Below are 23,479 nucleotides of genomic sequence, written 5' to 3'. Positions count from 1 at the left end.
GCTGTACGGAGACAGAGCATATCGCGCGGGATATTGCGAGGGCGGGGTTCGCCGGGTAGCGTGCGCCCGACCCGAAACTTTCGTGATGCATCAGCAGATTGCCGGGTTTGGAGCCGCGCTCCAGGCCGCGACAACAAGAGGAAGACCATCATGCCGAACCTGCCGAGAAAGCACCTATTCGATCTGCCCGAGGGGGTGATTTATCTCGACGGGAACTCGCTCGGGCCGCTGCCGCGCGGGGTGGCGGAGCGGCTGGAGAGCTGCGCGCGCGACGAATGGGGGCGGATGCTCATCCGGGGGTGGAACGAAGCGCAATGGATGGATCAGCCCGCCCGCGTCGGCAACCGCATCGGTCGGCTGATCGGGGCGCCGGAAGGGTCGGTCGTGCTGGGCGATACGCTCTCGATCAAGGTCTATCAGGCGCTGGCCTCGGCCCTCGAGATGCGGCCCGACCGCAAGGTCATCCTGTCGGACAAGGGCAATTTCCCGACCGATCTCTACATGGCGGATGGGCTGATCCGCTCGCTGGGTCGCGGGCATGAGCTGCGCACGCCCGCCCCGGAAAATGTGGCGGACGCGATCACCGAAGAGGTCGCGGTTGTGATGCTGACGCAGGTCGATTACCGCACGGGCCGGATGCACGACTTCGAGGCGATCACGCGCAAGGCCCACGCGGTCGGGGCGGTGATGATCTGGGATCTCGCCCATAGCGCCGGCGCGGTGCCGGTGGACATGACGGCGAACGGGGCCGAATTCGCCGTCGGCTGCACCTACAAATATCTCAATGGCGGCCCCGGCGCCCCGGCCTTCATCTATGTCCGCCCCAACATTGCCGAGACGGTGCGCCCTGCACTCAGCGGCTGGCTTGGCCATGAGGCGCCCTTCGCCTTCGATCTCGACTATCGCCCCGGCCGCGCGGTCGAGCGGATGCGCGTCGGCACGCCGCCGGTCCTGCAGATGACCGCGCTCGAAGAGGCGCTCAAGGTCTGGGACGGGCTGACGATGGATGAGGTGCGGGCGCGCTCCGTCGCGTTGTCGGAGCTGTTCATCCGCGAGGTCGAGGCGCGCTGCCCCGAACTGGCTCTGCTCAGCCCGCGCGACCCGGAGGCGCGCGGCAGCCAGGTCTCGTTCGGTTTCGCTGACAGTTACGCCGTGGTTCAGGCCCTCATCGCGCGCGGAGTGATCGGAGATTTCCGCGCCCCCGACGCGATGCGTTTCGGCTTCACGCCCCTTTACCTCGATGAGGGCGACGTGACGCGCGCCGCCGAAATCCTCGGCGAGGTAATGGCCGAGCGGGCCTGGGATACCCCTGCTTTCAAGGCGCGTGGGCGGGTCACTTGAGCGGACTTATTAGAACTTCCGTCAGTCCGGCGACGTGAATTTGGCGACGACCTCTCGGATCAGCTCGCGCAACCAGACATGGCCCTGATCCCGGCGCAGATGCGGGTGCCATGCGATCTGGCTGGGAAAGGTGCCGAGGTCGACCGGCACAGGCACGTTGCGCAAGCCGTAGGGGCCGGCGGTCATCGCGGCCACCCGGGCAGGCACCGTGGCGATGCCGCCCAGCCGCGCGACGGCGGGTGCAGCGGTCAGGAAATGCGTGACCACGACGGCCGTGTTGCGGCGCAGACCAGTCGCTTCCGTGCGCTTGTGAACGCCAGTGCGCCAATTGCCGGGCGGCGAGACGACCACATGCGGCAGGCTCTCGTAGAGGTCACGATCCAGCATCACGCTTTCCGGCAAGGCTTGCGGCGCGACGATACAGCGGAACCCGTCGTCGAACAGCTCCGAGACCACGAGATCCTCAGGCGGCGAGGCGAACCTCCCGACCGCCAGATCGAAGGCCCGACCGGCGAGTTGTCGCGGGTCCAGATCGGGCCCGATCGGCGCGATCTCCAGCCGGGCCGACGGGGCCCGCTCCGCAAAGGCGGCAGCGAGCTCCGGCACCAGCACGATCTCGGCGTACGGCCCCAGCAAGAGCCGGAAGCGGCGCGTGGTGCGCGCGGGATCGAAGGGCTCGGCGGCACGGAAGGCCTGTTCCAGCCGTTCCAGTCCGGCGGCGATGTCGGGCGCGATCTCGAGCGCCTTCTCGGTCGGTTCCACGCCGTAGCGGGCGCGCAGGAACAGCTCGTCACCCAGCGCCGCACGCAGACGTGACAGCGCAGCGCTCACCGTGCTCTGGGATTGGCCGAGCCGTTGGGCCGCGGCGGTGACATTGCGTTCTTCCATGACCGCATGGAACACGCGCAAAAGCGATATGTCGGGCGTCATGTCTCCAGAATATCGATTTCTGACGTGGCGTGCATCAATTTCTCGATCAGTAAACGCAACCTATCTCTGCTGGGACGCGTTGACGGCCCGAGACGAACAGGACCGGAAATGCCCTGAAACGCACAACCAAGGAGGCCAAACCCATGGCACGCATTCTTATTCTTTCGACCGCAGCCGATGCCCTTGGCGACACCGGCAAGTCCACCGGTGTCTGGTATGAGGAACTGGCGACGCCCTATTACGCCTTCCTCGATGCCGGTCACGAGGTGAAAGTCGCCACGATCGGCGGCCGTTCGATCCCGATCGACCCGAATTCCGACGTGACCGGCGACGACGCGCCGGCCTCGGTGACGCGCTTCCGCGACGATGCAGAGGCGAAGGCGGTTCTGGAAAACCCCTCGCGCATCGAAGACGAGGACATCACCGCCTACGATGCGCTCTACATTCCCGGCGGCCACGGCGCGATGTACGACCTCGCCGAGAGCGATATCGCCGCGAAGGCGATCAGCACCGCCTGGGATGGCGGCAAGATCGTTGCCTCGGTCTGTCACGGCCCGGCGGCCTTCGACAAGGTGAAGGACAAGAATGGCGACTCCATCGTGAAAGGCCGCAAGGTCTCCGCCTTCACCGACAGCGAAGAGCGTGGCGTTGGTCTTGCCGATGTCGTGCCCTTCCTGCTGGAGACCCGCCTGCGCGAATTGGGCGCGAAGTTCGAGAGCGTCGACGACTGGCAGCCCCATGCGGTCGCCGACGGGCGTCTGGTGACGGGCCAGAACCCGGCGTCGTCCGAGGCGGCGGCGAAAGAAGTACTGGCCCTGCTGGGCTGATATCGAGAGGCGCTGCCCGGTCCGGGTGGCGCCTTCTTCGTTCCCACCAAACTCAGAGAGGCTGACATGTCGAAAATCATTCTCATCACCGGCGCCTCCACCGGGATCGGCGAGAGCTGCGCGCGCCATGCGGTCGAGGCGGGTCACAAGGTGGCGTTGGCCGCACGCTCCGAGGACAAGCTCGAAGCGCTGGTCAAGGATCTGGGCGAAGAAAACGCCCTCGCGCTGCCCACCGATGTCACCGACCCCGATGCGCAGGAGCGCATGGTCGCCCGCGCGGTGGAGCATTACGGCCGGCTCGACGTGGTTCTGGCCAATGCGGGCGTCGGCGCCTCGGCGCGCGGCACCGAGGCCGGATCGGTCGAGAGCTTCCAGAAGATGATCGAGGTGAACTGCCTCGCCGTGACCTACACCGCGAAATTCACCCTGCCGCATCTGCGCGCCTCCAAGGGGCATATGGTGCTGACCGGCTCGAAGGCGTCGCAGGGCGCGATGTTCGGCTCGGTCTATTCGGCGACCAAGTGGTTCATCCGCGGCTATGCCGACAATCTCGGCGAGGAGCTAGGTGAAGCCGGTGGCCGCGTCACCTGCCTGCATCCGGGCATGGTCGATACGCCGTTCTTCGACGAGGCGAAACCCGACGCGCTGCGCCCCGACGACATCGCGCGCGCCTTCCTCTTCGCGATCGATCAGCCGGATCACGTCCTGATCCCGCATCTGCCGGTTTATCCGAAGCCGAAGAAAGACTGATCGGGTCGGGGCGCGTCTGTTCGCGCCCCGTCTCAGACGGGCAAGGCGTCGACCGGGTGTTCGACAGGAGGCTCCGGCGCCTCTGGCTCGGGATCGGCGGTGCGGATGCCGAAATCCTCGAGCACGGCGAGGATCGCCGGGGTCACGAAGAGCGACAGCACCGTCGCCGCGCTCAGACCGAAGGCGAGGCTCGCCACGATCGGGCGCAGGAATTGCGCCTGCGTCGAGCTCTCCAGCAAAAGCGGGCCGAGCCCGACCACCGTCGTCAGCGAGGTCAGGAAGATCGCGCGAAAGCGATCGCGCACGGCCTCCTTTCCAGCCTCGAGCATCGGGGTTCCGGTCGCGCGTCTCTCGCCGATGAAGGCGTCGAGCAGGATCGCGTCGTTCACCACGACGCCCGCCAGCGTCGCCAGCCCCACGAGGCTCGGCAGCGAGAGCGGCAGGCCCAGCAGCACATGCCCCCACATGACGCCGATCAGGCTGAGCGGGATCGTCGCGATCACCGCGACGGGTCGGATGAAGCTGCCCATGTAGAAGGCCAGCAGCAGGTAGACCCCGACCGCGCCCGCCGTCATGAAACGCGCAAGCGACGCGCCGGTGGTCGCGGTGTCCTGTTCCTCGCCCAGAACCTGCACCTTCACGTCGGGACGCTTCTGCGCCAGTTCGGGCAGGTAATCGGCCCGCATCGCCGCCATCAGCTCGCGCGAATTGGCCCGCGTCGGGTCGATCGTGCCCTGCACCGAGACCGCGCGCTGCCCGTTCACATGGGTGATCGTGGTGTAACCGCGCGTCTCGCTGACCGTCGCCACCGCCGAGAGCGGCACCAGCGCGCCGTTCTTGCCGGGCACTCGCAGCGCCAGAACGTCGCCGATAGCGCGCCGCTCGGAGCGCGCGAGCCGGGCCACGATATCGACCTGACCGCGCGCATCGGCGAAGCTGACCGCGCTGTCGCCACGGAAGGCCGCGCGCAACTCACCGGCCAGCGCGGCAGGCGTCACGCCCAGCAGGTTTGCGACGCCCGGCTTCATCCGCACCACCAGCTCGGGCTTGCCCGGCTGCAGATCGAAGGTCACGTCGCGTACCCCGTCGAAGCCGCGGAAGAAGCGGCGCAACTCGCGCGCGGTGGTCGCCAGTTCGCCAAGATCCGGGCCGGTGACGAGCAGATCGATCGGTTTGCCGCCCGCGCCGCGCTCCTTGTCGGTGATCCGGAAAGCGGCCATGTCGGGCATCTTGCCGACGAACTGCTTCCAGCGATCGAGCACAGTGCCGACGTCGGTGGTGCGCGTCCCTGCGGGCAGCAGCGAAGCGCTCACCGTCGCCATGTTCGGCCCCGTGGTCGGGCTGTCGGCATTGCTGCCATAGGTGATCGTGTAGCTTCGGACGAGCGGCTGGCCGTCTGGTTGAGCGGGGCTCAGTTCGGCATCCATCTCCTTGAGAGCCTTGACGACCTTGCTCACCCGCGCCTCGGTCAGCGACAGCGGTGCGCCCGCAGGCAGCAGAAGCCGCGCCTCGACCGTGTCGCTCTCCAGCGTCGGGAAGCTCTGGTATTTCAGGAAGCCCCCGGTGAAGGGCGCGATCGAAAGCGACACGAGGAAAATCGCGAGCCCTATGGTCAGGTAGCGCCAGCGTAGCGCCACCCCGGCAAGCGGCACGATGACCCGGTCGCGCAGCCGATCAAACGCGCCGTTCACCGCGCGCTGCACGGGGCCGGGACGCATGTCGTGGCGCAGCGAGTGGCGCATATGGGCGGGGAGGATCAGGAAGGCTTCGATCAGGCTGACCGTCAGCGTGATGAGCAACACGATGGGGATGTATTTCAGCAGCGCGCCGATATTGCCGGTCAGGAAGCTGAGCGGCCCGATCACCATTGCCGTGGTCAGGAAGGAAGCCAGAACGCCGGGAAAGACCTGCATCGTGCCTTTGACGGCAGCGACTTGCGCAGGTTCGCCCTGTTGCCGACGGCGTACGATGTTTTCGGAGATCACGATCGCATCGTCCATCAACAGGCCCGTCGCGACCAACAGCGCCACCATCGTCATCATGTTGATCGTGTAGCCGAGGAACTGCATCGCGAATATCGCGCCGAGGAAGCTGATCGGCAGGCCCATCGCAACCCAGAAGGACATGCGCAGCCCGAAGAACAGCCACATCGCGACGAGCACGAGGATCAGACCCTGCAACCCGTTGATCCCGATGATGCGCAGGCGCTCCACGATGTTGCGCGTGGAATCCGCGGAGATCGCGAGCTGGATATTGCCCGGCGCCTCGGCCTGCGCCTGCGCCATCTCGCGATCAAGCGCGGCCCGCACCCGCAGCGCATCCTGCGAGGCGGTCTTCTGGACCGAGACGATGGCGGCGCGCTTGCCGTCGAAATAGGTGGCCTGCGAGGGATCAGCGAAGCCTTCGCGGATCGTGGCGACGTCGCCCAGCCGCACCTCGCCGCCCGCAGCACTCCCCGCAATCGGGATCTGCGCCAGCTCGGCAGGCGTGCGCCTCTCGCCGAGGAATCGGATCGCGACTTCGCCCGATCGCCCCTCGAGCGAGCCCGCGGGCATGTCGAGGCTGTAGCGCGCCAGCGTCGCACCCACGGCGCCCATGTCGAGCCCGAAGCGCTCCAGCGCGGAACGGTCGAACTCGATCGCGATTTCGCGATCGGAGAAGCCGTTCACCGAGACCAGCGAGATCGCGGGATCGGCGCGCAATTGATCGGCGAAGCTCTGGGCATAGGCGTAGAGCACCGCCGGATCGTCCGGCCCGGTCACCGCCACCGACGAGACGGAGGCGGTGCGCTCGACGATCTGCACCACCGGATCGTCAGCCTTGTCGGGGAATGAATTGATCCCGTCCACCGCGTCCTTGATGTCGTTGTAGAAGCGGGTCATATCCGCGCCCTCGATCATCTCTGCGGTGATCTGGGCGCTGTTGTCGCGCGCGAGGCAGGTCAGTTTCGCAAGGTTCTCGACCCGCGTCAGGACCGGATCGGTCACGGTGCAGATGCCGGTCTCGACCTCCGAAGGCGCGGCGCCGGGATAGGTGATGCGGACCGAGACATCCGAGGGCGGGGTCGCCGGGAAGGTGTCGCGCTGCAGGCTCGGCAGCGCCATCAGCCCGAGGCCCGCAATCGCGATCATCGCGATATTGGCCGCCGTTCGATGGCCGGCAAAAAGCGCGATCATTGCGCGGCCCCGGCGGGCTTGGCGGCGTCGCCCTCGGGCGCGGCTCCTTTGCCGCCGCCGCCACCGCCACCGCCACCGCTGCCCGGTTGCGGGCTCGAAGGTGTCTGACCGAGCGCCTCGGCGGCGATCTCCGCCTTGCGAGCCTCGTCCTCGGTCGCTTTCACCGCCATGCCCGGTACCGCGATCGACGGGTCGGTGATCACCAGTTGATCGCCCGCCTTGAGGCCCTGTGCGATCACCGCCAGATCGCCCGAGACGAAGCTGGTCTTAACTGCGCGCTCCGCCAGCGTCCCATCCTCGGAGACGACCATTGCACTCCCACCCGCCACCGCTTCGGCGGGCACGACGAGCAGGCTCTGCTTGGGCGCGGCGAGTTCCACCGCGACGACCATGTTGCGCCGGAGGGGCGGGCGCTCGCCCGCCTGCGCCTGACCCAACGGATCGTCGACCCGCACCACGACGGGCGCGCTTTGCGTGGTCTCGTCGATCGCCTCGCCCATCCGCTCGACCCGGGCCTTCCAGACAATGGGATGCTCGGGTTCGGGCAGGGTGACCCGCGCCTTCAGATCCGTGACCTTCGTGCCGTCGCCCGCGAGCCGGAGCAGGGGCCCCATCCGCCCGATCGGGAATTGCGCCGAGATGTCGACGGCCTCGATGCCTTCGCCGCTCAGCAGGACCTGACCGCGATTGACGTATTGCCCGAGATCCGCGTCGAGCGAATTGACCCGCAGGTCGAAAGGCGCCGTGATCGTCGACAGCCCGATCGCACGGTCGATCGTCGCCGCCTGCGTATCCAGCACTTCGCGCTCTGCCTCGTTCAGCTTCAGCTGGCTTTCGAGATCGGCGACCTTGGTCTGCGCGGTCAGCAGTTGGCGGCGCACCCCGTCGAGTTGGGTTTGAGTGATCCGGCCCAGATCGTGGAGAGATTTCTGCCGGTCGAACTCATCCTGTGCCAGCGCGAGGTCGGATTGCGCCAGTTCCAGGCTCGTGCGCACCGTGTCGTCCTTGACCTTCGAGGCGGCGACCTGCGCCTCGAGACTGGCGCGCTGCAGTTTCAGATCGCTGTCGTCGATGGTGAAAAGCGGCAATCCTTTCGCGACGATGTCACCGGGCGCGAGCGGCTCTGCGATGTCGCGGATATCGCCCTCGATCCGGGCGATGGCGCGCCACTCGCGCACCGGGGCGACCATGCCGTAGCCGCTGACGCGCGGGATCATCTCGGTGGGCGCGAGCGTGATCACCCGCACCAGCGCCGCCGGGCGGTTCGCCTCGCTCGGACTGGGCAGCGATTTCAGATCGCCCGCAAAGACGATCGCCGCCACACCGAGCGCGGTCGGCACCGCCACCATCGCGAGCCTTGCCAGACCCGTGCCAATTCCCGCCATGATGTCCCTCATCACTCATGTCATTTCACTATCTACCCAGAACTTCGCGCATCGACCTAGCGTAAATGTGACGCACCCCCGGAGGGAGGGGGACGCGCGCGGCGCGAGCCTCTCAATACCAAAGACAATCGGAGCAAGGCTTGGCGGGCGCGGGCCGGGCCCTACACTCAACCTAGATCACATCTCGAGACGACCACAGCCACCTGTTCAGGGAGCCAGACACGCCATGAAATATCCTCTTATCCTGGCCGCCGCGGTCTTCGGGGGCGCACTCGCCTCCACCGCGCAGGCCGATATCACCGTCTCCTCCAAGATCGACACCGAGGGCGGTCTCTTGGGCAATATCATCGCGCTATCGCTGGAAAATGCCGGGATGCCGGTGGAGCGGCGGCTGCAATTGGGCGGCACGCAGGTCGTTCGCAAGGCGATCCTCGCGGGCCAGATCGACATCTATCCCGAATATACCGGCAACGCGGCCTATTTCTTCAACGAGGCCGATAGCGATATCTGGAAGGATGCGTCAAAGGCCCATGATCGCGCGGCCGAACTGGACAAGCAGAACGATATCACCTGGCTCGATTCCGCGCCGGCCAACAACACCTGGGCGATTGCGGTGACGGGCGATCTGGCCAAAAAGAACGACCTCACCACGATGTCCGATTTCGGCAACTGGGTCTCGAATGGCGGTGACGTGAAGCTCGCGGCCTCGACCGAATTCGTTTCGTCCCCCGCCGTGCTGCCCGCGATGGAAAAGGCTTACGGATTCAAGTTGAGCCCCGATCAGACCGTGGTTCTCTCGGGTGGCGACACGGCGGCGACCATTCAGGCGGCGGCGCGCGGCACTTCGGGCGTGAACGCGGCGATGGCCTATGGCACCGATGGTGGCGTGGGCGCGGCGGGGCTCGTCGTGATGGAAGACGACAAGGGCGTGCAGCCGGTCTACGAGCCCACCCCGATCGTGCGCGACGCGGTGCTGAAGGAATATCCGAAGATCCCCGAAGTGCTGAACCCGATCTTCGACAAGCTCGACATGCAGACGCTTCAGAAACTCAACGGCCGTATCCAGGTCGGCGGTGAACCCGCCGAGGCGGTCGCGAAGGATTACCTGACGCAGATTGGGGTGTTGAACTGAGCGCCGCAGCGATGCGTGTGCGGGGCGTGACCGCTGGCCTCTCGCCGCCCGGGGTGCTCTTCGCGCTCTTGGGGCTGGCTGCGATCTTCACGCCTTTCCTGACGCTCGCCGCGAACCGGATCGTGGCGGGCGAGGGGCGCGCCCTGTGGACCGTCGCCGCGCCGCAGGTCACGGGGCCCGGGATCGCGCTGATGCTGCTGGGGCTCGCCTTGGGCCTGCCCGCCGCGCGGCCTTACTTGCGCATCGCGGGCGCGGCGCTTGGCCTCGCGGGACTGGTCTGGCTGCTGATCGCGGGCGCGTCGTTTCTGCTGACCGAGGCGGGCGAGTATGCGCGTGTCTCGCCGGCTGCCGGGTTCTGGTTCCTGCTGGTGGTCTTCGCGCTGATGATGGCCGACGCGCTTTCCGCGCTGTCGCCGGGGCCTGCAGCGCGGGCGGGAATTTTAGGGCTGGTGATCGCGCTCGTCGCGGCGCTGCTGTGGTCGGGGGCGCTGAGCGATCTGTCTATCGCGCAAGAATTCGCGAGCCGCAAGGATGCCTTCTACACCGCGAGCCTGCGCCATCTGGGCCTTGCCTTCGGCTCGCTGCTGGCCGCGGCGGTGATCGGCCTGCCGCTGGGCGTGATGTGCCACCGCAATGCGGCGCTGCGTGGTGCATTGCTTCCGGTGCTGAGCTTCCTGCAGACGATCCCCTCGCTCGCGATGTTCGGGCTCATGATCCCGGTGCTGAGCTGGCTGAGCGGGATCATCCCCGGCGCCCGCGCGATCGGTATTGCGGGGATCGGCTTCGCGCCTGCCTTCCTTGCGCTGACCCTCTATTCGCTGCTGCCGGTCGTCGCCAACGTGCTGGCGGGTCTGCGCAGCGCACCTGCCTCCGCGCTCGAGGCTGCGCGTGGGATGGGCATGACATGGCGCCAGCGTCTGGCGCGGGTGGAACTGCCGCTGGGCTTGCCGGTAGTGCTGGCCGGGCTGCGCATCGTGCTGGTTCAGAATATCGGGCTGGCAGTGATCGCCGGGCTGATCGGCGGCGGCGGCTATGGCACATTCGTCTTTCAAGGCCTCAACCAGACGGCGGGCGACCTGATCTTGCTGGGCGCGCTGCCCACTGTCGCCCTGGCGCTGGTTTCGGCCATCGCAATGGACATCCTCGTCGAACTGACGACCCCCCGAACGGAGCGTGAAGAATGATCGAAATCGACGAGATCACGAAGCTCTATGACGACACGACGGCGGTGGACCACGTTTCGATGACGGTCGAGACCGGAACGATCACGGTGATCGTGGGCACCTCCGGTTCGGGCAAGACGACGCTTCTGCGGATGATCAACCGGCTGATCGAGCCGAGTTCCGGCGAGGTGCGGATCAATGGCGAGTCCACCGCCGCGCTGCCCAAACACGAGCTGCGCCGCCGGATCGGCTATGTCATTCAGGGCGACGGGCTGTTCCCGCATTATACGATCGCGGGCAATATCGGCGCGGTGCCCAAACTGCTCGGCTGGTCCAAGGACAAGACCAGCGCCCGGGTCGACGAGTTGCTGGACCTGTTCTCGATGGAGCCCGCGCAGTTTCGCGACCGTTATCCGGCGGAGCTGTCGGGCGGTCAGCAGCAACGTGTGGGCGTCGCCCGCGCCTTGGCCTCACGGCCCGATCTGCTGCTGATGGACGAGCCTTTCGGCGCGCTCGACCCGATCATTCGCGCCCGGGCGCAATCCGATCTGCGGCGCATCCAGCGGCAGCTGGGGTCGACCATCGTGCTGGTGACGCATGACATGGAAGAGGCGATCCATCTGGGCGACCGGGTGGCGGTGATGGATGGCGGCAAGCTTCTGCAACATGGCACGCCCGCCGAGATCATCGCCGAGCCCGCCACCGATTTCGTCGCGCAGATGGTGGGCGGGGTCGATCGTCCGCTCCGGCTTTTGTCGTTGATCCCGGTCTCGGACGTGATGGAAGAGGGCACTGCCGAGGGCGAGCCGATCGCGCCCGACACCAGCCTGCGCGATGCGCTGTCGCTGTGTCTTTGGCGCGGCTGCGAGGCGCTGCCGGTGGCGGATGGCGACCGTCCGCTTGGCAGGGTCACTCTGGCGACGATCCGCGCCCGCGCGGCGGAGCTGGCATGAGCCGCAGCGGCGCGATCCGGGCCACCTGCGTGGCGCTGCTGCTGGCGCTGGTGCTGCGCCCGCATTGGTTCGCGCCGGTCTTTGCGCCCTTCGCCCCGGCGGGCGGGCCGGTGATCTACGAGCGCGCCTCGATCCTGTCGCTCTCGCTCAGCCATCTGGGGCTGGTGGCGCTGGCCTCCGGGCTGGCGACGCTGGTCGCGGTGGGCCTTGCCATCCTCGTGACGCGACCTGCGGGCGCGGCTTTTCTGCCGCTGTCGCGCACGATCACCAATATCGGCCAGACCTTTCCGCCCGTCGCGGTGCTGGCGCTGGCGGTGCCCGCGCTCGGCTTCGGGGCCGGGCCGACGCTGGTGGCGCTGTTCCTCTACGGCTTGCTGCCGATCTTCGAGACGGCCATTGCCGGGCTCTCGACTCTGCCGCCCGCGACGATGGAGGCCGCCCGCGGCATCGGCCTGACCCGCTGGCAGCGCCTGATCCGGGTGGAATTGCCGCTGGCCCTGCCGGTGATCCTGACGGGCATTCGGCTATCGGTGGTGATCGCCATCGGCACGGCGACGGTCGGCTCCACCGTGGCCGCGCGGACCTTGGGCGAGGTGATCATCGCCGGGCTTTTGACCAGCAACACGGCCTTCGTCCTTCAGGGCGGCGTGATCGTGGGGTTGTTCGCGGTGCTCGTCTATGACGCCCTGAGCCTGCTGGAGACCGCCCTCACACGCCGTCTGGGGCGTCCCTCCGCCGGGGCGGAAGCGTAGCGCGCGGCCCGGTGAAGGACGATAGCGTTTCGCCGAGACCGCGCGCCGTGGAACAGGCTTTCTTTCGCGTAGGGCATTGATGGAATTCGTTCCGATTCCGCTCGACGAGATGGGATAAAAGACTAATTTTATCAGATACTTGTCTGGCGCATCGACTCCGGTTTGCGGCGTTACTAGGTAAGGCGCCTGTCATTCCGACGCGCCCCACGGCGGCGTCTTCGACCTATCGGAGGTATCTCGCATGAAACCCGTTCGCACCCTCATCGCCATCGCAGCCCTCGCCGGGATCGTGGCGCCCGCGGCCCAGGCCGCGAGCCTCGCTGATATCCAGAAAGACGGCGTCTTCCGCGTCGGCACCGAAGGCACCTATCCGCCCTTCACCTACCATGACGAATCCGGAAAGCTGACCGGCTTCGACGTCGCCATCGCGCGCGCCATCGGCGAAAAGCTGGGCGTGAAGGTGAAGTTCCTCGAAGGCCGCTGGGACGGCCTGATCGCAGGGCTCGATGCCGACCGCTACGACGCGGTGATCAACGAGGTGGGCATCACCGATGCGCGCAAGAAGAAATACGATTTCTCGCAGCCCTATATCGCGTCGAAAGCGGCGCTGATCGTGCGCAAGGACGAGACCGACATCACCGGCTTCGACGATCTGAAAGGCAAGACCGCCGCCCAGACGCTCTCGAGCAATTTCGGCAAGATCGCCTCGGATCACGGTGCCGAACTGATCGGCACGAACGGGTTCGATCAGTCGATCGCGCTTGTCATCCAGAACCGCGCCGATGCGACGGTGAATGACAGCCTGTCCTTCCTCGACTTCAAGAAGAACAAGCCGGACGCCCCCGTGAAGCTGGCCGCGACCATGCCCGATGCGAACTATTCCGGCGTGATCATCGCGAAGGACCAGCCCGACCTGCTGGCTGCGATCAACAAGGCGCTCGACGAGATGAAGGCCGACGGGACCTACCAGAAAATCTCCGAAGAGTATTTCGGGGAAGACGTCTCGAAGTAAGCCGAATGTCGAGCCGCGCGCGCCTTCGGGATTCAGCCCGGAGGCGCGTCAGGCTTGCAGAAAGGATCCGCTATGGCTGACTGGTTGCCCCTGATGTGGTCATCGCTCGTGCCGCTTTTGCAGGCGACGGTGACCTTCACGATCCCGCTGACGCTCATCACCTTCACGCTGGGCCTTGCGCTCGGGCTGCTCTGCGCGGTGATCCGGCTGTTCGGGCCGCGTCCGCTGGTGTGGATCGTGCGGTTCTATGTCTGGGTGATCCGGGGCACGCCGCTTCTGGTGCAGCTTTTCCTGATCTTCTACGGGCTGCCGAGCCTCGGGATCACGCTCGACGCCTTCGTGGCGGGGCTGATCGGCTTCACGCTGAATGTCGGCGCCTACACGTCGGAAATCCTGCGCGCGGCGCTGTCCTCGGTGTCCAAAGGGCAGTGGGAAGCGTCCTATTCCATCGGCATGAACTGGCGGCAGACGATGACCCGCACCATCGTGCCCCAGGCCTCGCGCGTCGCGGTGCCGCCCTTGTCGAACAGCTTCATCTCGCTGGTGAAGGATACGTCGCTCGCCGCAGCGATCACCGTGCCGGAACTGTTTCAGGCGGCGCAGCGGATCGTCGCGACCACCTATGAACCGCTCGTCCTCTATGTCGAGGCGGCGCTGATCTATCTCGCGCTCTGCTCGGTCCTGTCGGCGCTGCAGGGGCGGCTCGAACGGCGCCTCGGCCAATATGGCGGCTTTCTGGAGGAACGCACATGATCGAGCTGTCGAATATCACCAAGCGGTTCGGCGAGAACGAGGTTCTGTCGGGGATCTCGCTGTCTCTGCCTGAGGGCTCCGTGACCGCGCTGATCGGCCCCTCCGGCGGCGGCAAGAGCACGCTTTTGCGTACCATCAACCTGCTGGAGGTGCCCACGAGCGGCACGCTCGCCATCGGCGACGCCACGGTGACGCTGACCGAGGGCGGGCGGCTCTCGCGCGGCCAGATCCAGTCGATCCGGCAACAGACCGGGATGGTGTTCCAGAACTTCCAGCTCTTCCCGCATCGCACCGCGATCGAGAACGTGATGGAGAGCCTCGTGACCGTGCAGAACTGGCCCGCCGCGAAGGCGCGTGAACGCGCGATGTCGCTCTTGGAGAAGGTCGGAATGGCGCATAAGGCCGATGCCTGGCCCGCGACGCTTTCGGGCGGGCAGCAGCAGCGCATCGCGATTGCCCGCGCGCTCGCCCCGTCGCCGAAAGTGCTGCTCTGCGACGAGCCGACCTCGGCGCTCGATCCGGAACTGGCGGCGGAAGTCGTCGACGTTCTGGCACAGCTGGCCCGCGAGGGCACGACGATGGTGATGGCCACCCACGATTTGCGGCTGGCCTCGCAGATCGCCGAGCGGGTGGTCGTGCTGGAAAGCGGCGGGGTGGTCGAGACCGGCCCGGCGCGGCAGGTCTTCGATGCGCCCGAGCGCGAGCGCACCAAGCGGTTCATCGCCACGCTGAAATCGACCGGCGAGACCGCAGCCCCGGATACTGCCCCGCGCCCCGTCTGAGGCGCGGGCGGCGGCGGGTTCAGAACGCCCAGTCCTCGTCCTCGGTCGCGACCGCCTTGCCGATCACGTAGCTCGATCCCGAGCCCGAGAAGAAGTCGTGGTTTTCGTCCGATCCGGGCGAGAGCGCGGCGAGGATCGCGGGGTTCACGCGCGTCGCCTCTTCGGGGAAGAGCGCCTCGTAGCCGAGGTTCTGCAGCGCCTTGTTGGCGTTGTAATGCAGGAAGTGCTTCACATCCTCCGTCAGGCCCAGACCGTCATAGAGCTGCTCGGTATAGCGGCCCTCGATGTCATAGAGGTCGAACATCAGCGAGAAGGCGAAATCCTTGATCTCGGTGCGCTCGGTCTCGGTCGCCCGCTCCAACGCGCGCTGGAACTTGTAGCCGATGTAATAGCCGTGGATCGCCTCGTCACGGATGATCAGGCGGATCAGGTCGGCCGTGTTGGTCAGGCGCGCGCGGCTCGACCAGTGCATCGGCAGGTAGAAGCCCGAATAGAACAGGAAGCTTTCCAGAAAGACGCTCGCCACCTTGCGCTTCAACGGGCTCGCCGTCGCGTCGTATTCGTCGAGGATCAGCCGCGACTTGGCCTGCAGATGCGGGTTCTCCTGCGACCAGCGGAAGGCCTCGTCGACCTCGCCGGTGTTGCAAAGCGTCGAGAAGACAGACGAATAGCTGCGCGCGTGCACGGCCTCCATGAAGGCGATATTGGACAGCACGGCTTCCTCATGGGGCGTCGCGGCATCGGCCATCAGCGCGGGCGCGCCGACCGTGTTCTGGATCGTGTCCAGCAGCGTCAGCCCGGTGAAAACCCGGATCGTCAGGGTCTGTTCGTCCTCGGTCAGCTGCGACCAGCTTTGAATGTCATTCGACAGCGGCACCTTCTCGGGCAGCCAGAAATTCGACGTGAGCCGGTTCCAGACTTCGAGATCCTTGTCGTCCTGAAGGCGGTTCCAGTTGACGGCACGGGGGACGGGGCGGGGTGTGTGCAGATCTTTCATGGCGGGCCTCACAGGGAACAGGATACGCAGCCCTGCACCTCGGTCCCCTCGAGGGCCGCTTGGCGCAGGCGGATGTAATAGATGGTCTTGATGCCGCGCCGCCATGCATAGATCTGGGCGCGGTTGATGTCGCGGGTCGTGGCCTCGGCCGGGAAGAACAGCGTCAGCGAGAGACCTTGATCGACATGCTCGGTCGCTGCCGCATAGGTGTCGATGATCGCCTCGGGGCCGATCTGATAGGCGTCGCGGTAGAACTCGAGATTGTCGTTCGTCATGTAGGGCGCGGGGTAATAGACCCGGCCGATCTTGCCTTCCTTGCGAATCTCGATCTTCGCGGTGATCGGGTGGATCGAGGCGGTCGCGTTGTTGATATAGCTGATCGAGCCGGTGGGCGGCACGGCTTGCAGGTTGCGATTCCACAGGCCGGACTCCATGACCCGGTCGCGCAGCTCGGCCCAGTCGGCGCGGGTGGGCAGGGTGATCCCGAAGCGGTCGAACAGGGCCGTTACGGTGTCGCTCTCAGGCAGAAAATCGCGGGTGACGTATTTCTCGAAGAAGCTGCCATCGGCATAGGCAGAGGCCTCGAACCCCTTGAAACTCCGGCCATGCTCGGCGGCCAGCCGGTTCGATTCCGCCAGCGCGTGATAGGCTACGGCGGCGAAATAGACGGAGGTGAATTCGATCCCCTCGGGGCTGCCATAATGGATGCGCTCGCGGGCGAGGAAGCCGTGCAGGTTCATCTGACCCAGACCGATCGCGTGACTTTCCTCGTTGCCCTTGCGGATCGAGGGGACGGCGTTGATCGCACTCATCCCCGACACCGCCGAGAGCGCGCGGATCGCGGCCCCGACGCTCGCACCCAGATCGCCGCCATCCATCACCTTGGCGATGTTGAGCGAACCCAGATTGCACGAGATATCCGTGCCCATCCGCGCATAGCCCAAGTCCTCATCGAACTCCGACGGCTCGGCCACCTGCAGGATTTCCGAGCACAGGTTCGACATGGTGATCCGTCCCGCGATCGGGTTGGCGCGGTTCACCGTGTCCTCGAACATGATGTAGGGATAGCCGCTTTCGAACTGGATCTCGGCCAGTGTCTGGAAGAAGGCGCGGGCGTTGATCTTGCGTTTGCGGATCCGCGCGTCGTCGACCATTTCGTGGTATTTCTCGGTCACGGAAATCTCCGAGAAGGCGCAGCCATAGACCCGCTCCACGTCATGCGGCGAGAAGAGATACATCTCCTCGTTCTTCTTCGCGAGCTCGAAGGTGATGTCGGGGATCACCACGCCGAGGCTCAGCGTCTTGATCCGGATTTTCTCGTCCGCATTCTCGCGCTTGGTGTCGAGGAAGCGCAGGATGTCGGGGTGATGGGCGTGCAGATAAACCGCGCCCGCACCCTGACGCGCGCCCAGCTGGTTGGCATAGCTGAAGCTGTCTTCGAGCAGCTTCATCACCGGGATCACGCCCGAGGATTGGTTCTCGATCCCTTTGATCGGCGCGCCATATTCGCGGATATTGGTCAGCATCAGGGCCACGCCGCCGCCGCGTTTGGACAGTTGCAGCGCCGAGTTGATGCCGCGCCCGATGCTTTCCATGTTGTCTTCCAGTCGCAGCAGGAAGCAGGAGACGAATTCGCCCCGCGCCTTCTTGCCCGCATTGAGGAAGGTCGGCGTCGCGGGCTGGAAGCGACCCGCCAGCATCTCCTCCATTAGCCGCATCGCCAGCGCTTCGTCGCCGCGCGCAAGCGTCAGCGCGACCATCACGACGCGGTCTTCGTAGCGTTCGAGGTACCGCTGCCCGTCGCGGGTCTTCAGCGTGTAGGAGGTGTAATATTTGAACGCGCCGAGGAAGGTCGGAAAGCGGAACTTGGCCGCGAAAGCCGCATCCCAGATCGCGCGCTGGAAGTTGCGCGAATACTGGTCCAGCACGGCGGCGTCGTAATAGCCTTCCTCCACCAGATAGCCGAGCTTCTCGTCCAGCGAATGGAAGAACACCGTGTTCTGGTTCACATGGCGCAGGAAATATTGCCGCGCCGCCATCCGGTCGGCCTCGAAGCGGATATTGCCCTCCGCGTCATAGAGGTTGAGCATTGCGTTGAGCGCGTGGTGATCAAGCCCCGCGAATTCCGAGGCCGTGGCCCCGCTCGGTTTTACTTCGCTGTCGAGCATTCCAGCCTCCAGAAATTGTCGAGACCCGCGCGCACGCGGTCGATGTCAGTGTCGGTCCCCGCCAGTTCGAACCGGTAGAGCACGGGGATGTTGCACTTGCGCGCCAGCAGATCGCCCGCGCAGGCGAAGAGCGCGCCGAAATTGCGATTGCCGCTGGCGATCACGCCGCGCAGGCCCGCGCGGCGGGTGGGATCGTTGAGAAAGGCGATGACCGGTTTCGCGACCGCGCCGCGCCCCTTGCCGTCGGCGTAGCTCGGGCAGATCAGGACGTAGGGGCAGGGCGGGTACGGCATCGGAGCCTCCGCCGAGAGGGGCAGGCGCTGCGCGGGCAGGCCCAGCCGCTCCACGAAGCGCTGCGTGTTCCCCGAGGCCGAGGAGTAATAGATCAGCCTTGCCTGTCCCATCGCGGCTAGGCCTCAGACCAGGCGGTTGATCATGTCGGGGCGAAAGCCCGCCCAGTGATCCTCGTTGGCGATCACCACCGGGGCCTGCCGGTAACCCAAGTCCTGCACCATTTCCATCGCGGCGGCATCCTTGGTGAGGTCGATCACGTTGTAGTCGATCCCCTTGGCATCCAGCGCACGGGTCGTGGCGGTGCATTGCACGCAGGCCGGTTTCGAATAGACGGTGATGGTCATTTTCTGTCCCTTTGTTGGCTGTCGGCAGCGCGGGACAAGGCTCGTGGGCAGGGTGCCGCAGCACATAGCCACGCGCCCGGGCCCTCCGCCGCGGTCGTCGTCTATCTGCTCTGGCAGGTCTCCTGGCTCGCGGCTCGAACGCCTCTCGGTCCGTCTTCCCGGCGCATCGCACCAGTGACATTCGGACATCAGGCTCGCCGCTTACAGTTGCGGGGGCAGCGCCGGAATTCCACCGGCTTCCCTCTTCGCCTGCGGAGTGACTCGCAGGAACCAAAGCAACATCATATTGGGATGCATGGTGTAGTGGTGTCAATATATAGATTTCCCTGGCGCGCGAAACTCTCGCGCGACAGGGCTGTGTCAAGGCTCAGGCCCCGTCACCAAGCGCCCGGATATGCGCCGGAAGGCGGGCGTTCTGGCCATACATGAAGTGGTTCTCCATGCGCTCCGAGAAGCGGCTGGCCTCGGTCTCGCGACCCACGGCCTCGGCCATTTCGCGGATATGCATCGGGCTCGCCCCGCAGCACACGCCGAGGTAATTCACCCCGATCGCCTGCGCCTCACGCGCGAAGGCGCCGATCTCGTAGCGGTTGCAGGCCAACGGATCGAGCGCGGTCGGGAAGGTCCGGCCATGCGGCGAGGGGCAGGTGCAGCCGTTGTGATCGGAGAGGTTGAAGAAGGTGGGCTCCTCCTTCGTGGTCCGGTAGGGCACGGGCAGGGCGCCGACATGGCAGCTCACCGCCGCGCGCACCTTGCGCAGCCACGGCATCATCGTCTGCGGCCCGCGGAAGCAGTTCAGCCCGACGACATCGGCGCCCGCCTGTTCGAGCTGCTGGCAGGTCTCGACGATGCCGACCCCGTCCATCATCTCGTTGGCCGCCATCGGCGCCAGCGTCAGCACCACCGGCAGCCCCGACGCCTTCGCGGCCTCGAGCGCGCATAGCGCCTCGCCCGCGTAGTAGAAGGTCTCGCCGATGAGGATATCCGCGCCTTCCTCGACCGCCCAGCCGACCATCTCGTCGAACATCGCGCGCACCTCGGCCTGCCGCGCCGGATCGGCCGGGTCCCAGATATTCGTGTTCGAGATATTGCCCGCCATCAGGTTTCCGGTCTTGGCATTGGCGACCTCGCGGGCGATCTTCAGCGCCGCGCGGTTGAGCGGCTCCAGCAGGTCTTCCTTGCCGATCACGCGCATCTTCTCGCGGTGGCCGTTATAGGTGAAGGCCTCGACGATATCGCTTCCGGCGCGCTGGAAATCGACATGCAGATTGCGCAGCGCCTGCGGGTATTCGAGCGCCACCTCGGGCACGAATTCCCCGGCGGTCAGATAGCCGCGCCGTTCCAGTTCGAACAGAAAGCCCTCGGCGCAGATCACCGGGCGCGCGTCGAGCAGGCGGGTCAGTTTGTTGTCATTCATGGAGAGATCCTCTCAGTTCATCCATGACCATCGTTGGACAGAGCCGAGCCTCGCAGGAGACGGAGTGCCGTTTCCTGCTGCAATGGTCCTCGGTCGGGCCGCTGAATGCGACCGCAAGACGAAGAACGGGTTAGAGGCCGCGCCGGGCGCGTGCGCCGCCGCGCCGCACCGGCGGGGGCATCTCGATCGGCAGGGCGAAGGGCTCCGGGGTCAGCGACTCCAGCAGGAGTTCGCAGAACACCTCCACCGCGGGCGAGATCAGGGAATGCGGATAGGCCTGCATATGGGCGACAATCGCCGCCTTCGCATAGGGCATGTCGCCCGGCAGCGTGCCAAGCCATTCCATGTAGCCCAGCGTGCCCAGCTCACGCGCCCGCAGCGGCGAGATCGGCCCTATATCGAGTTGTAAGAGTGAAAGCGTTCGTTCCAAAAGCATCGCGCCCTCCGCGCAAAAGGGCGGGATTGGTCGCGGCACGGCGATATGCGAGGTCCGATCTGGTCCATCTCTCGTCTCTCCGTCCCAGGGCACCCCGCCCGGGTTTAAGGTGACCGAGATGCGCGGCGGCGCATCCGAGATGGCAGGTCTCCTGACTCGCGGGTCTTCGCTTCACCGGACCTTCCCAACCTTTGCAGGTCAGTGGCGTTTTCGGTGGCGCTCGCCGCTTACAGTTGCGGGGGCAGTCACGGAGTTGGGCCTCGCCCGCACCGTGTTCCCTTTTCAGCCGACCCTTTGGGGCCGGACACCATCCCGGATTTGATCGCAGGAAAATCTCACGCTGTCCAGACCGGATTGGGCGGCGGAGGGTACGCAGGCAGAGCCCCGTCCGAAAGGCTCCGCGTTGACAGAGATCAAGGCCCCGATGCGCGCCTCGGATAGAGTGCCCGCAAGTGCAAACAGGAGAGGCGAGCCCATGACGACGAAGAAAGAAGTCATTCCTTTCGACAGCTTACGCCGCGAAGATGTCGCGCTTGTGGGCGGCAAGAACTCTTCGCTCGGCGAGATGGTGCAGGAACTTGGCGCCAAGGGTATTCAGGTCCCGCCGGGCTTCGCCACCACCGCCGACGCCTATCGGATGTTTCTCGATGAAAACAAGCTGACAGAGGCCATCGCGGGCTATCTTGCGGATTACGATGCCGACAAGATCAGCCTTCACGTCGCCGGTCAGAGCATTCGCGACACGATCGTGGCAGGCGATTGGCCTGCCCCGACCGAGGCGGCGATCCGGGAGGCGTATCGCGACTTGTCCAAGCGGGCAGGGGTGCCCGAGGTCTCCGTCGCCGTGCGCTCGAGCGCGACGGCCGAAGATCTTCCCGATGCCAGCTTCGCCGGTCAGCAGGAGACCTATCTCAACGTCTGGGGCGAGGAGGAGCTTCTGACCGCCTGCCGCAAGTGCTATGCCTCGCTCTTCACCGACCGCGCGATCACCTATCGCAAGCTCAGAGGGTTCAATCACCTCGATGTCGCGCTCTCCGTGGGCGTTCAGCAGATGGTGCGCTCGGATATCGGCGGGTCAGGGGTGATGTTCTCGATCGACACGGAAACCGGCTTCGACAAGGTCGTGCTGATCAGCGCGGCCTGGGGCTTGGGCGAAAACGTCGTGCAAGGCGCGGTCACGCCGGACGAGTTTCAGGTCTACAAGCCGTTCCTCGGTAAGACGGGGATCAAACCGATCATCGAGAGGAAGCTCGGCGCGAAAGAGATCAAGATGATCTATGCCGGGCCGGACGCTCCGAACCCGGTGCGCAACGTGCCGACCTCGAAAGCCGAGCGCGGGAGGTTCGTCCTGTCGGATGACGAAGTGCTCGACCTCGCGCAGCAAGCGGCGACCATCGAAGCGCATTACGGGCAGCCGATGGACATGGAATGGGCCAAGGACGGCGTCACGGGCAAGCTTTACATCGTGCAGGCGCGCCCCGAGACGGTTCAGTCGCATGTCTCTGCAGGGTCACTGCGGCGTTACACGATCGGCGCGCACGGTCCGGTCGTCGTCAACGGTCTGTCGGTGGGCGAGCAGATCGCGACCGGGCGGGTCTGCCTGATCGAGGACGTCAAGGACATCGACGATTTCGTGGACGGCTCGATCCTTGTCACATCGACGACGGACCCAGACTGGGTACCGGTGATGAAACGGGCCTCGGCGATCATCACCGATCACGGAGGCAGAACCAGCCATGCCGCCATCGTCAGCCGCGAGTTGGGTGTTCCCGCCGTCGTCGGGTGTGGAGATGCAACCCATGTGCTGCATGACGAGCAGGAGGTGACCGTCTGCTGCGCCGAAGGGGACGAGGGTCTGGTCTATGACGGCTTTGCCGAATTCTCGGTCGAAGATCTGAACCTCGACGCGGTGCCGGAAACCAAGACCAAGGTGATGCTAAACCTCGCCAATCCGGCCATTGCCGCGCGCTGGTGGCGGTTGCCGATCGACGGTGTCGGTCTGGCGCGGATGGAATTCGTGATCTCGAACACGATCCGGGTCCACCCGATGGCGCTGCTGCATTTCTCCGACATTCAGGAGGCGGAAGTGCGGGAGGAAATCGAAACCCTCACTAGGGGATACGAGGACAAGTCCGAATATTTCGTCGATCAACTGGCGCTCGGCCTGTCCCGGATCGCCGCCGTAGCCTATCCGAACCCGATGATCCTGCGGCTGAGCGATTTCAAGACGAACGAATATGCCGACCTGCTTGGCGGGCGGCAGTTCGAGCCGGTGGAATCCAACCCGATGATCGGCTGGCGCGGGGCCTCGCGCTATTACGATCCGGCCTATGTCGACGGGTTCCGGCTGGAATGTCGGGCGATCCGTCGGCTGCGCGAAGAGGCCGGATTCGACAATGTGCTGGTGATGGTGCCGTTCTGCCGGACGCCCGAGGAAGCCGACCGCGTGCTGGCGGTGATGGCCGAGGAAGGGCTGGTGCGCGGCTCGAACGGGCTGCAAATCTACGTGATGTGCGAAGTGCCCTCGAACGTCATCCTCGCCGAAGCCTTCGCCGAGCGGTTCGACGGGTTCTCCATCGGGTCCAACGATCTGACGCAGCTGACCCTAGGGATCGATCGCGACAGCGACAGGCTCGCGACGCTCTTCGACGAACGCCATGCCGCCGTTCAGTGGATGATCCGGACGGTCATAGAGAAAGCGCACGGCGTGGGCGCGAAGGTCGGTCTCTGCGGTCAGGCGCCCTCGAACTACCCTGAATTCGCCCGCACACTGGTGGAGTTCGGGATCGACTCGATCTCGGTGACGCCGGACAGCTTCCTGAAGGTGAAAGGCCATGTCGCGGAGGCCGAAGGCAAAGGGTGACCGG

At 65.7% G+C, this 23,479-nt stretch carries 20 protein-coding genes and 2 riboswitches; of the genes, 11 read left to right on the top strand and 9 right to left on the bottom strand.

All coding sequences use genetic code 11. From position 1 onward, the window contains the following. Nucleotides 1-150 precede the first annotated feature (150 nt). Nucleotides 151-1,341 (top strand): kynureninase, encoded by a 1,191-nt coding sequence (kynU, locus tag B6V75_RS03820; RefSeq protein WP_088718780.1) that lies wholly within the window; start codon nucleotides 151-153, stop codon nucleotides 1,339-1,341. Nucleotides 1,342-1,362: 21 nt separating this feature from the next. Here the strand turns inward: kynU and B6V75_RS03815 are convergent, their stop codons facing one another. Next, the gene (locus tag B6V75_RS03815) at nucleotides 1,363-2,271 is read right to left on the bottom strand and encodes a LysR family transcriptional regulator (protein WP_088718779.1); all 909 of its coding nucleotides are present in this window, start codon (nucleotides 2,269-2,271) and stop codon (nucleotides 1,363-1,365) included. A gap of 143 nt (nucleotides 2,272-2,414) precedes the next feature. On the opposite strand from B6V75_RS03815, the gene B6V75_RS03810 reads away from it, so the two are divergent. Together B6V75_RS03810 and B6V75_RS03805 are read left to right on the top strand one after the other, a co-directional pair. Next, on the top strand, nucleotides 2,415-3,098 hold the full coding sequence (locus B6V75_RS03810; protein WP_075774670.1) for a type 1 glutamine amidotransferase domain-containing protein: 684 nt from the start codon (nucleotides 2,415-2,417) through the stop codon (nucleotides 3,096-3,098). A 66-nt stretch (nucleotides 3,099-3,164) separates the two neighbouring features. Further along, the gene (locus B6V75_RS03805) at nucleotides 3,165-3,848 is read left to right on the top strand and encodes an SDR family oxidoreductase (RefSeq protein WP_075774671.1); all 684 of its coding nucleotides are present in this window, start codon (nucleotides 3,165-3,167) and stop codon (nucleotides 3,846-3,848) included. Between the two features lie 32 nt (nucleotides 3,849-3,880). Here B6V75_RS03805 and B6V75_RS03800 read toward each other — a convergent pair whose 3' ends face one another. Beyond that, nucleotides 3,881-7,024, bottom strand: a complete 3,144-nt coding sequence (locus tag B6V75_RS03800; RefSeq protein WP_088718778.1) for an efflux RND transporter permease subunit — start codon at nucleotides 7,022-7,024, stop codon at nucleotides 3,881-3,883. Further along, on the bottom strand, nucleotides 7,021-8,409 hold the full coding sequence (locus tag B6V75_RS03795) for an efflux RND transporter periplasmic adaptor subunit (protein ID WP_168174438.1): 1,389 nt from the start codon (nucleotides 8,407-8,409) through the stop codon (nucleotides 7,021-7,023). Before B6V75_RS03795 ends, B6V75_RS03800 begins: the two co-directional genes overlap by 4 nt. Before the next feature lie 226 nt (nucleotides 8,410-8,635). On the opposite strand from B6V75_RS03795, the gene B6V75_RS03790 reads away from it, so the two are divergent. The 7 genes from B6V75_RS03790 (at nucleotide 8,636) to B6V75_RS03760 (ending at nucleotide 14,956) form a co-directional block, all read left to right on the top strand. Further along, on the top strand, nucleotides 8,636-9,541 hold the full coding sequence (locus B6V75_RS03790) for an ABC transporter substrate-binding protein (RefSeq protein WP_088718776.1): 906 nt from the start codon (nucleotides 8,636-8,638) through the stop codon (nucleotides 9,539-9,541). Nucleotides 9,542-9,552: 11 nt separating this feature from the next. After that, entirely contained in the window at nucleotides 9,553-10,725 is a 1,173-nt protein-coding gene (locus B6V75_RS03785; RefSeq protein ID WP_088718775.1) for an ABC transporter permease, read from the top strand. Then, nucleotides 10,722-11,657: an ABC transporter ATP-binding protein gene (locus tag B6V75_RS03780; RefSeq protein WP_088718774.1), complete on the top strand. Its 936-nt coding sequence runs from the start codon at nucleotides 10,722-10,724 to the stop codon at nucleotides 11,655-11,657. The genes B6V75_RS03785 and B6V75_RS03780 overlap by 4 nt, the downstream gene beginning before the upstream one ends. Next, nucleotides 11,654-12,409 carry an ABC transporter permease gene (locus B6V75_RS03775; RefSeq protein WP_088718773.1) on the top strand — a complete coding sequence of 252 codons (756 nt, stop codon included), beginning with the start codon at nucleotides 11,654-11,656 and terminating at the stop codon, nucleotides 12,407-12,409. The genes B6V75_RS03780 and B6V75_RS03775 overlap by 4 nt, the downstream gene beginning before the upstream one ends. A 241-nt stretch (nucleotides 12,410-12,650) precedes the next feature. Then, nucleotides 12,651-13,421: an amino acid ABC transporter substrate-binding protein gene (locus B6V75_RS03770; RefSeq protein ID WP_075774678.1), complete on the top strand. Its 771-nt coding sequence runs from the start codon at nucleotides 12,651-12,653 to the stop codon at nucleotides 13,419-13,421. A 72-nt stretch (nucleotides 13,422-13,493) separates the two neighbouring features. Beyond that, nucleotides 13,494-14,174 carry an amino acid ABC transporter permease gene (locus B6V75_RS03765; protein WP_075774679.1) on the top strand — a complete coding sequence of 227 codons (681 nt, stop codon included), beginning with the start codon at nucleotides 13,494-13,496 and terminating at the stop codon, nucleotides 14,172-14,174. Next, nucleotides 14,171-14,956, top strand: coding sequence for an amino acid ABC transporter ATP-binding protein (locus tag B6V75_RS03760; protein ID WP_075774680.1), 786 nt, complete (start codon nucleotides 14,171-14,173; stop codon nucleotides 14,954-14,956). Before B6V75_RS03765 ends, B6V75_RS03760 begins: the two co-directional genes overlap by 4 nt. Nucleotides 14,957-14,975: 19 nt before the next feature. On the opposite strand, the gene nrdF is transcribed toward B6V75_RS03760, so the two are convergent. The 6 genes from nrdF to B6V75_RS03730 form a co-directional block, all read right to left on the bottom strand. Further along, on the bottom strand, nucleotides 14,976-15,953 hold the full coding sequence (gene nrdF, locus B6V75_RS03755; RefSeq protein ID WP_088718772.1) for a class 1b ribonucleoside-diphosphate reductase subunit beta: 978 nt from the start codon (nucleotides 15,951-15,953) through the stop codon (nucleotides 14,976-14,978). Between the two features lie 8 nt (nucleotides 15,954-15,961). Then, nucleotides 15,962-18,133, bottom strand: a complete 2,172-nt coding sequence (gene nrdE / locus B6V75_RS03750; protein ID WP_346393645.1) for a class 1b ribonucleoside-diphosphate reductase subunit alpha — start codon at nucleotides 18,131-18,133, stop codon at nucleotides 15,962-15,964. Further along, nucleotides 18,103-18,525 (bottom strand): class Ib ribonucleoside-diphosphate reductase assembly flavoprotein NrdI, encoded by a 423-nt coding sequence (gene nrdI / locus B6V75_RS03745; RefSeq protein ID WP_088718770.1) that lies wholly within the window; start codon nucleotides 18,523-18,525, stop codon nucleotides 18,103-18,105. The genes nrdE and nrdI overlap by 31 nt, the downstream gene beginning before the upstream one ends. 12 nt (nucleotides 18,526-18,537) lie before the next feature. Beyond that, nucleotides 18,538-18,759 (bottom strand): glutaredoxin-like protein NrdH, encoded by a 222-nt coding sequence (gene nrdH / locus B6V75_RS03740; protein WP_088718769.1) that lies wholly within the window; start codon nucleotides 18,757-18,759, stop codon nucleotides 18,538-18,540. Nucleotides 18,760-18,853: 94 nt separating this feature from the next. Continuing rightward, nucleotides 18,854-19,049: riboswitch (cobalamin riboswitch) on the bottom strand. Nucleotides 19,050-19,126: 77 nt separating this feature from the next. Continuing rightward, entirely contained in the window at nucleotides 19,127-20,176 is a 1,050-nt protein-coding gene (locus B6V75_RS03735; RefSeq protein ID WP_088718768.1) for a homocysteine S-methyltransferase family protein, read from the bottom strand. 130 nt (nucleotides 20,177-20,306) lie between these two features. Next, on the bottom strand, nucleotides 20,307-20,612 hold the full coding sequence (locus tag B6V75_RS03730; protein WP_088718767.1) for a hypothetical protein: 306 nt from the start codon (nucleotides 20,610-20,612) through the stop codon (nucleotides 20,307-20,309). 123 nt (nucleotides 20,613-20,735) lie between these two features. Then, nucleotides 20,736-20,939: riboswitch (cobalamin riboswitch) on the bottom strand. A 148-nt stretch (nucleotides 20,940-21,087) separates the two neighbouring features. Between B6V75_RS03730 and ppsA the strand changes: the two genes are divergently transcribed. Next, nucleotides 21,088-23,475, top strand: a complete 2,388-nt coding sequence (gene ppsA / locus B6V75_RS03725; protein WP_088718766.1) for a phosphoenolpyruvate synthase — start codon at nucleotides 21,088-21,090, stop codon at nucleotides 23,473-23,475. The last annotated feature ends 4 nt before the right edge of the window (nucleotides 23,476-23,479 follow it).

It is taken from the genome of Thioclava sp. F1Mire-8, assembly GCF_002213165.1.
Taxonomy (GTDB): domain Bacteria; phylum Pseudomonadota; class Alphaproteobacteria; order Rhodobacterales; family Rhodobacteraceae; genus Thioclava; species Thioclava nitratireducens.
Note: the sequence above shows the minus strand (reverse complement) of the source record. Positions and strands in the feature narration are given on the sequence as shown.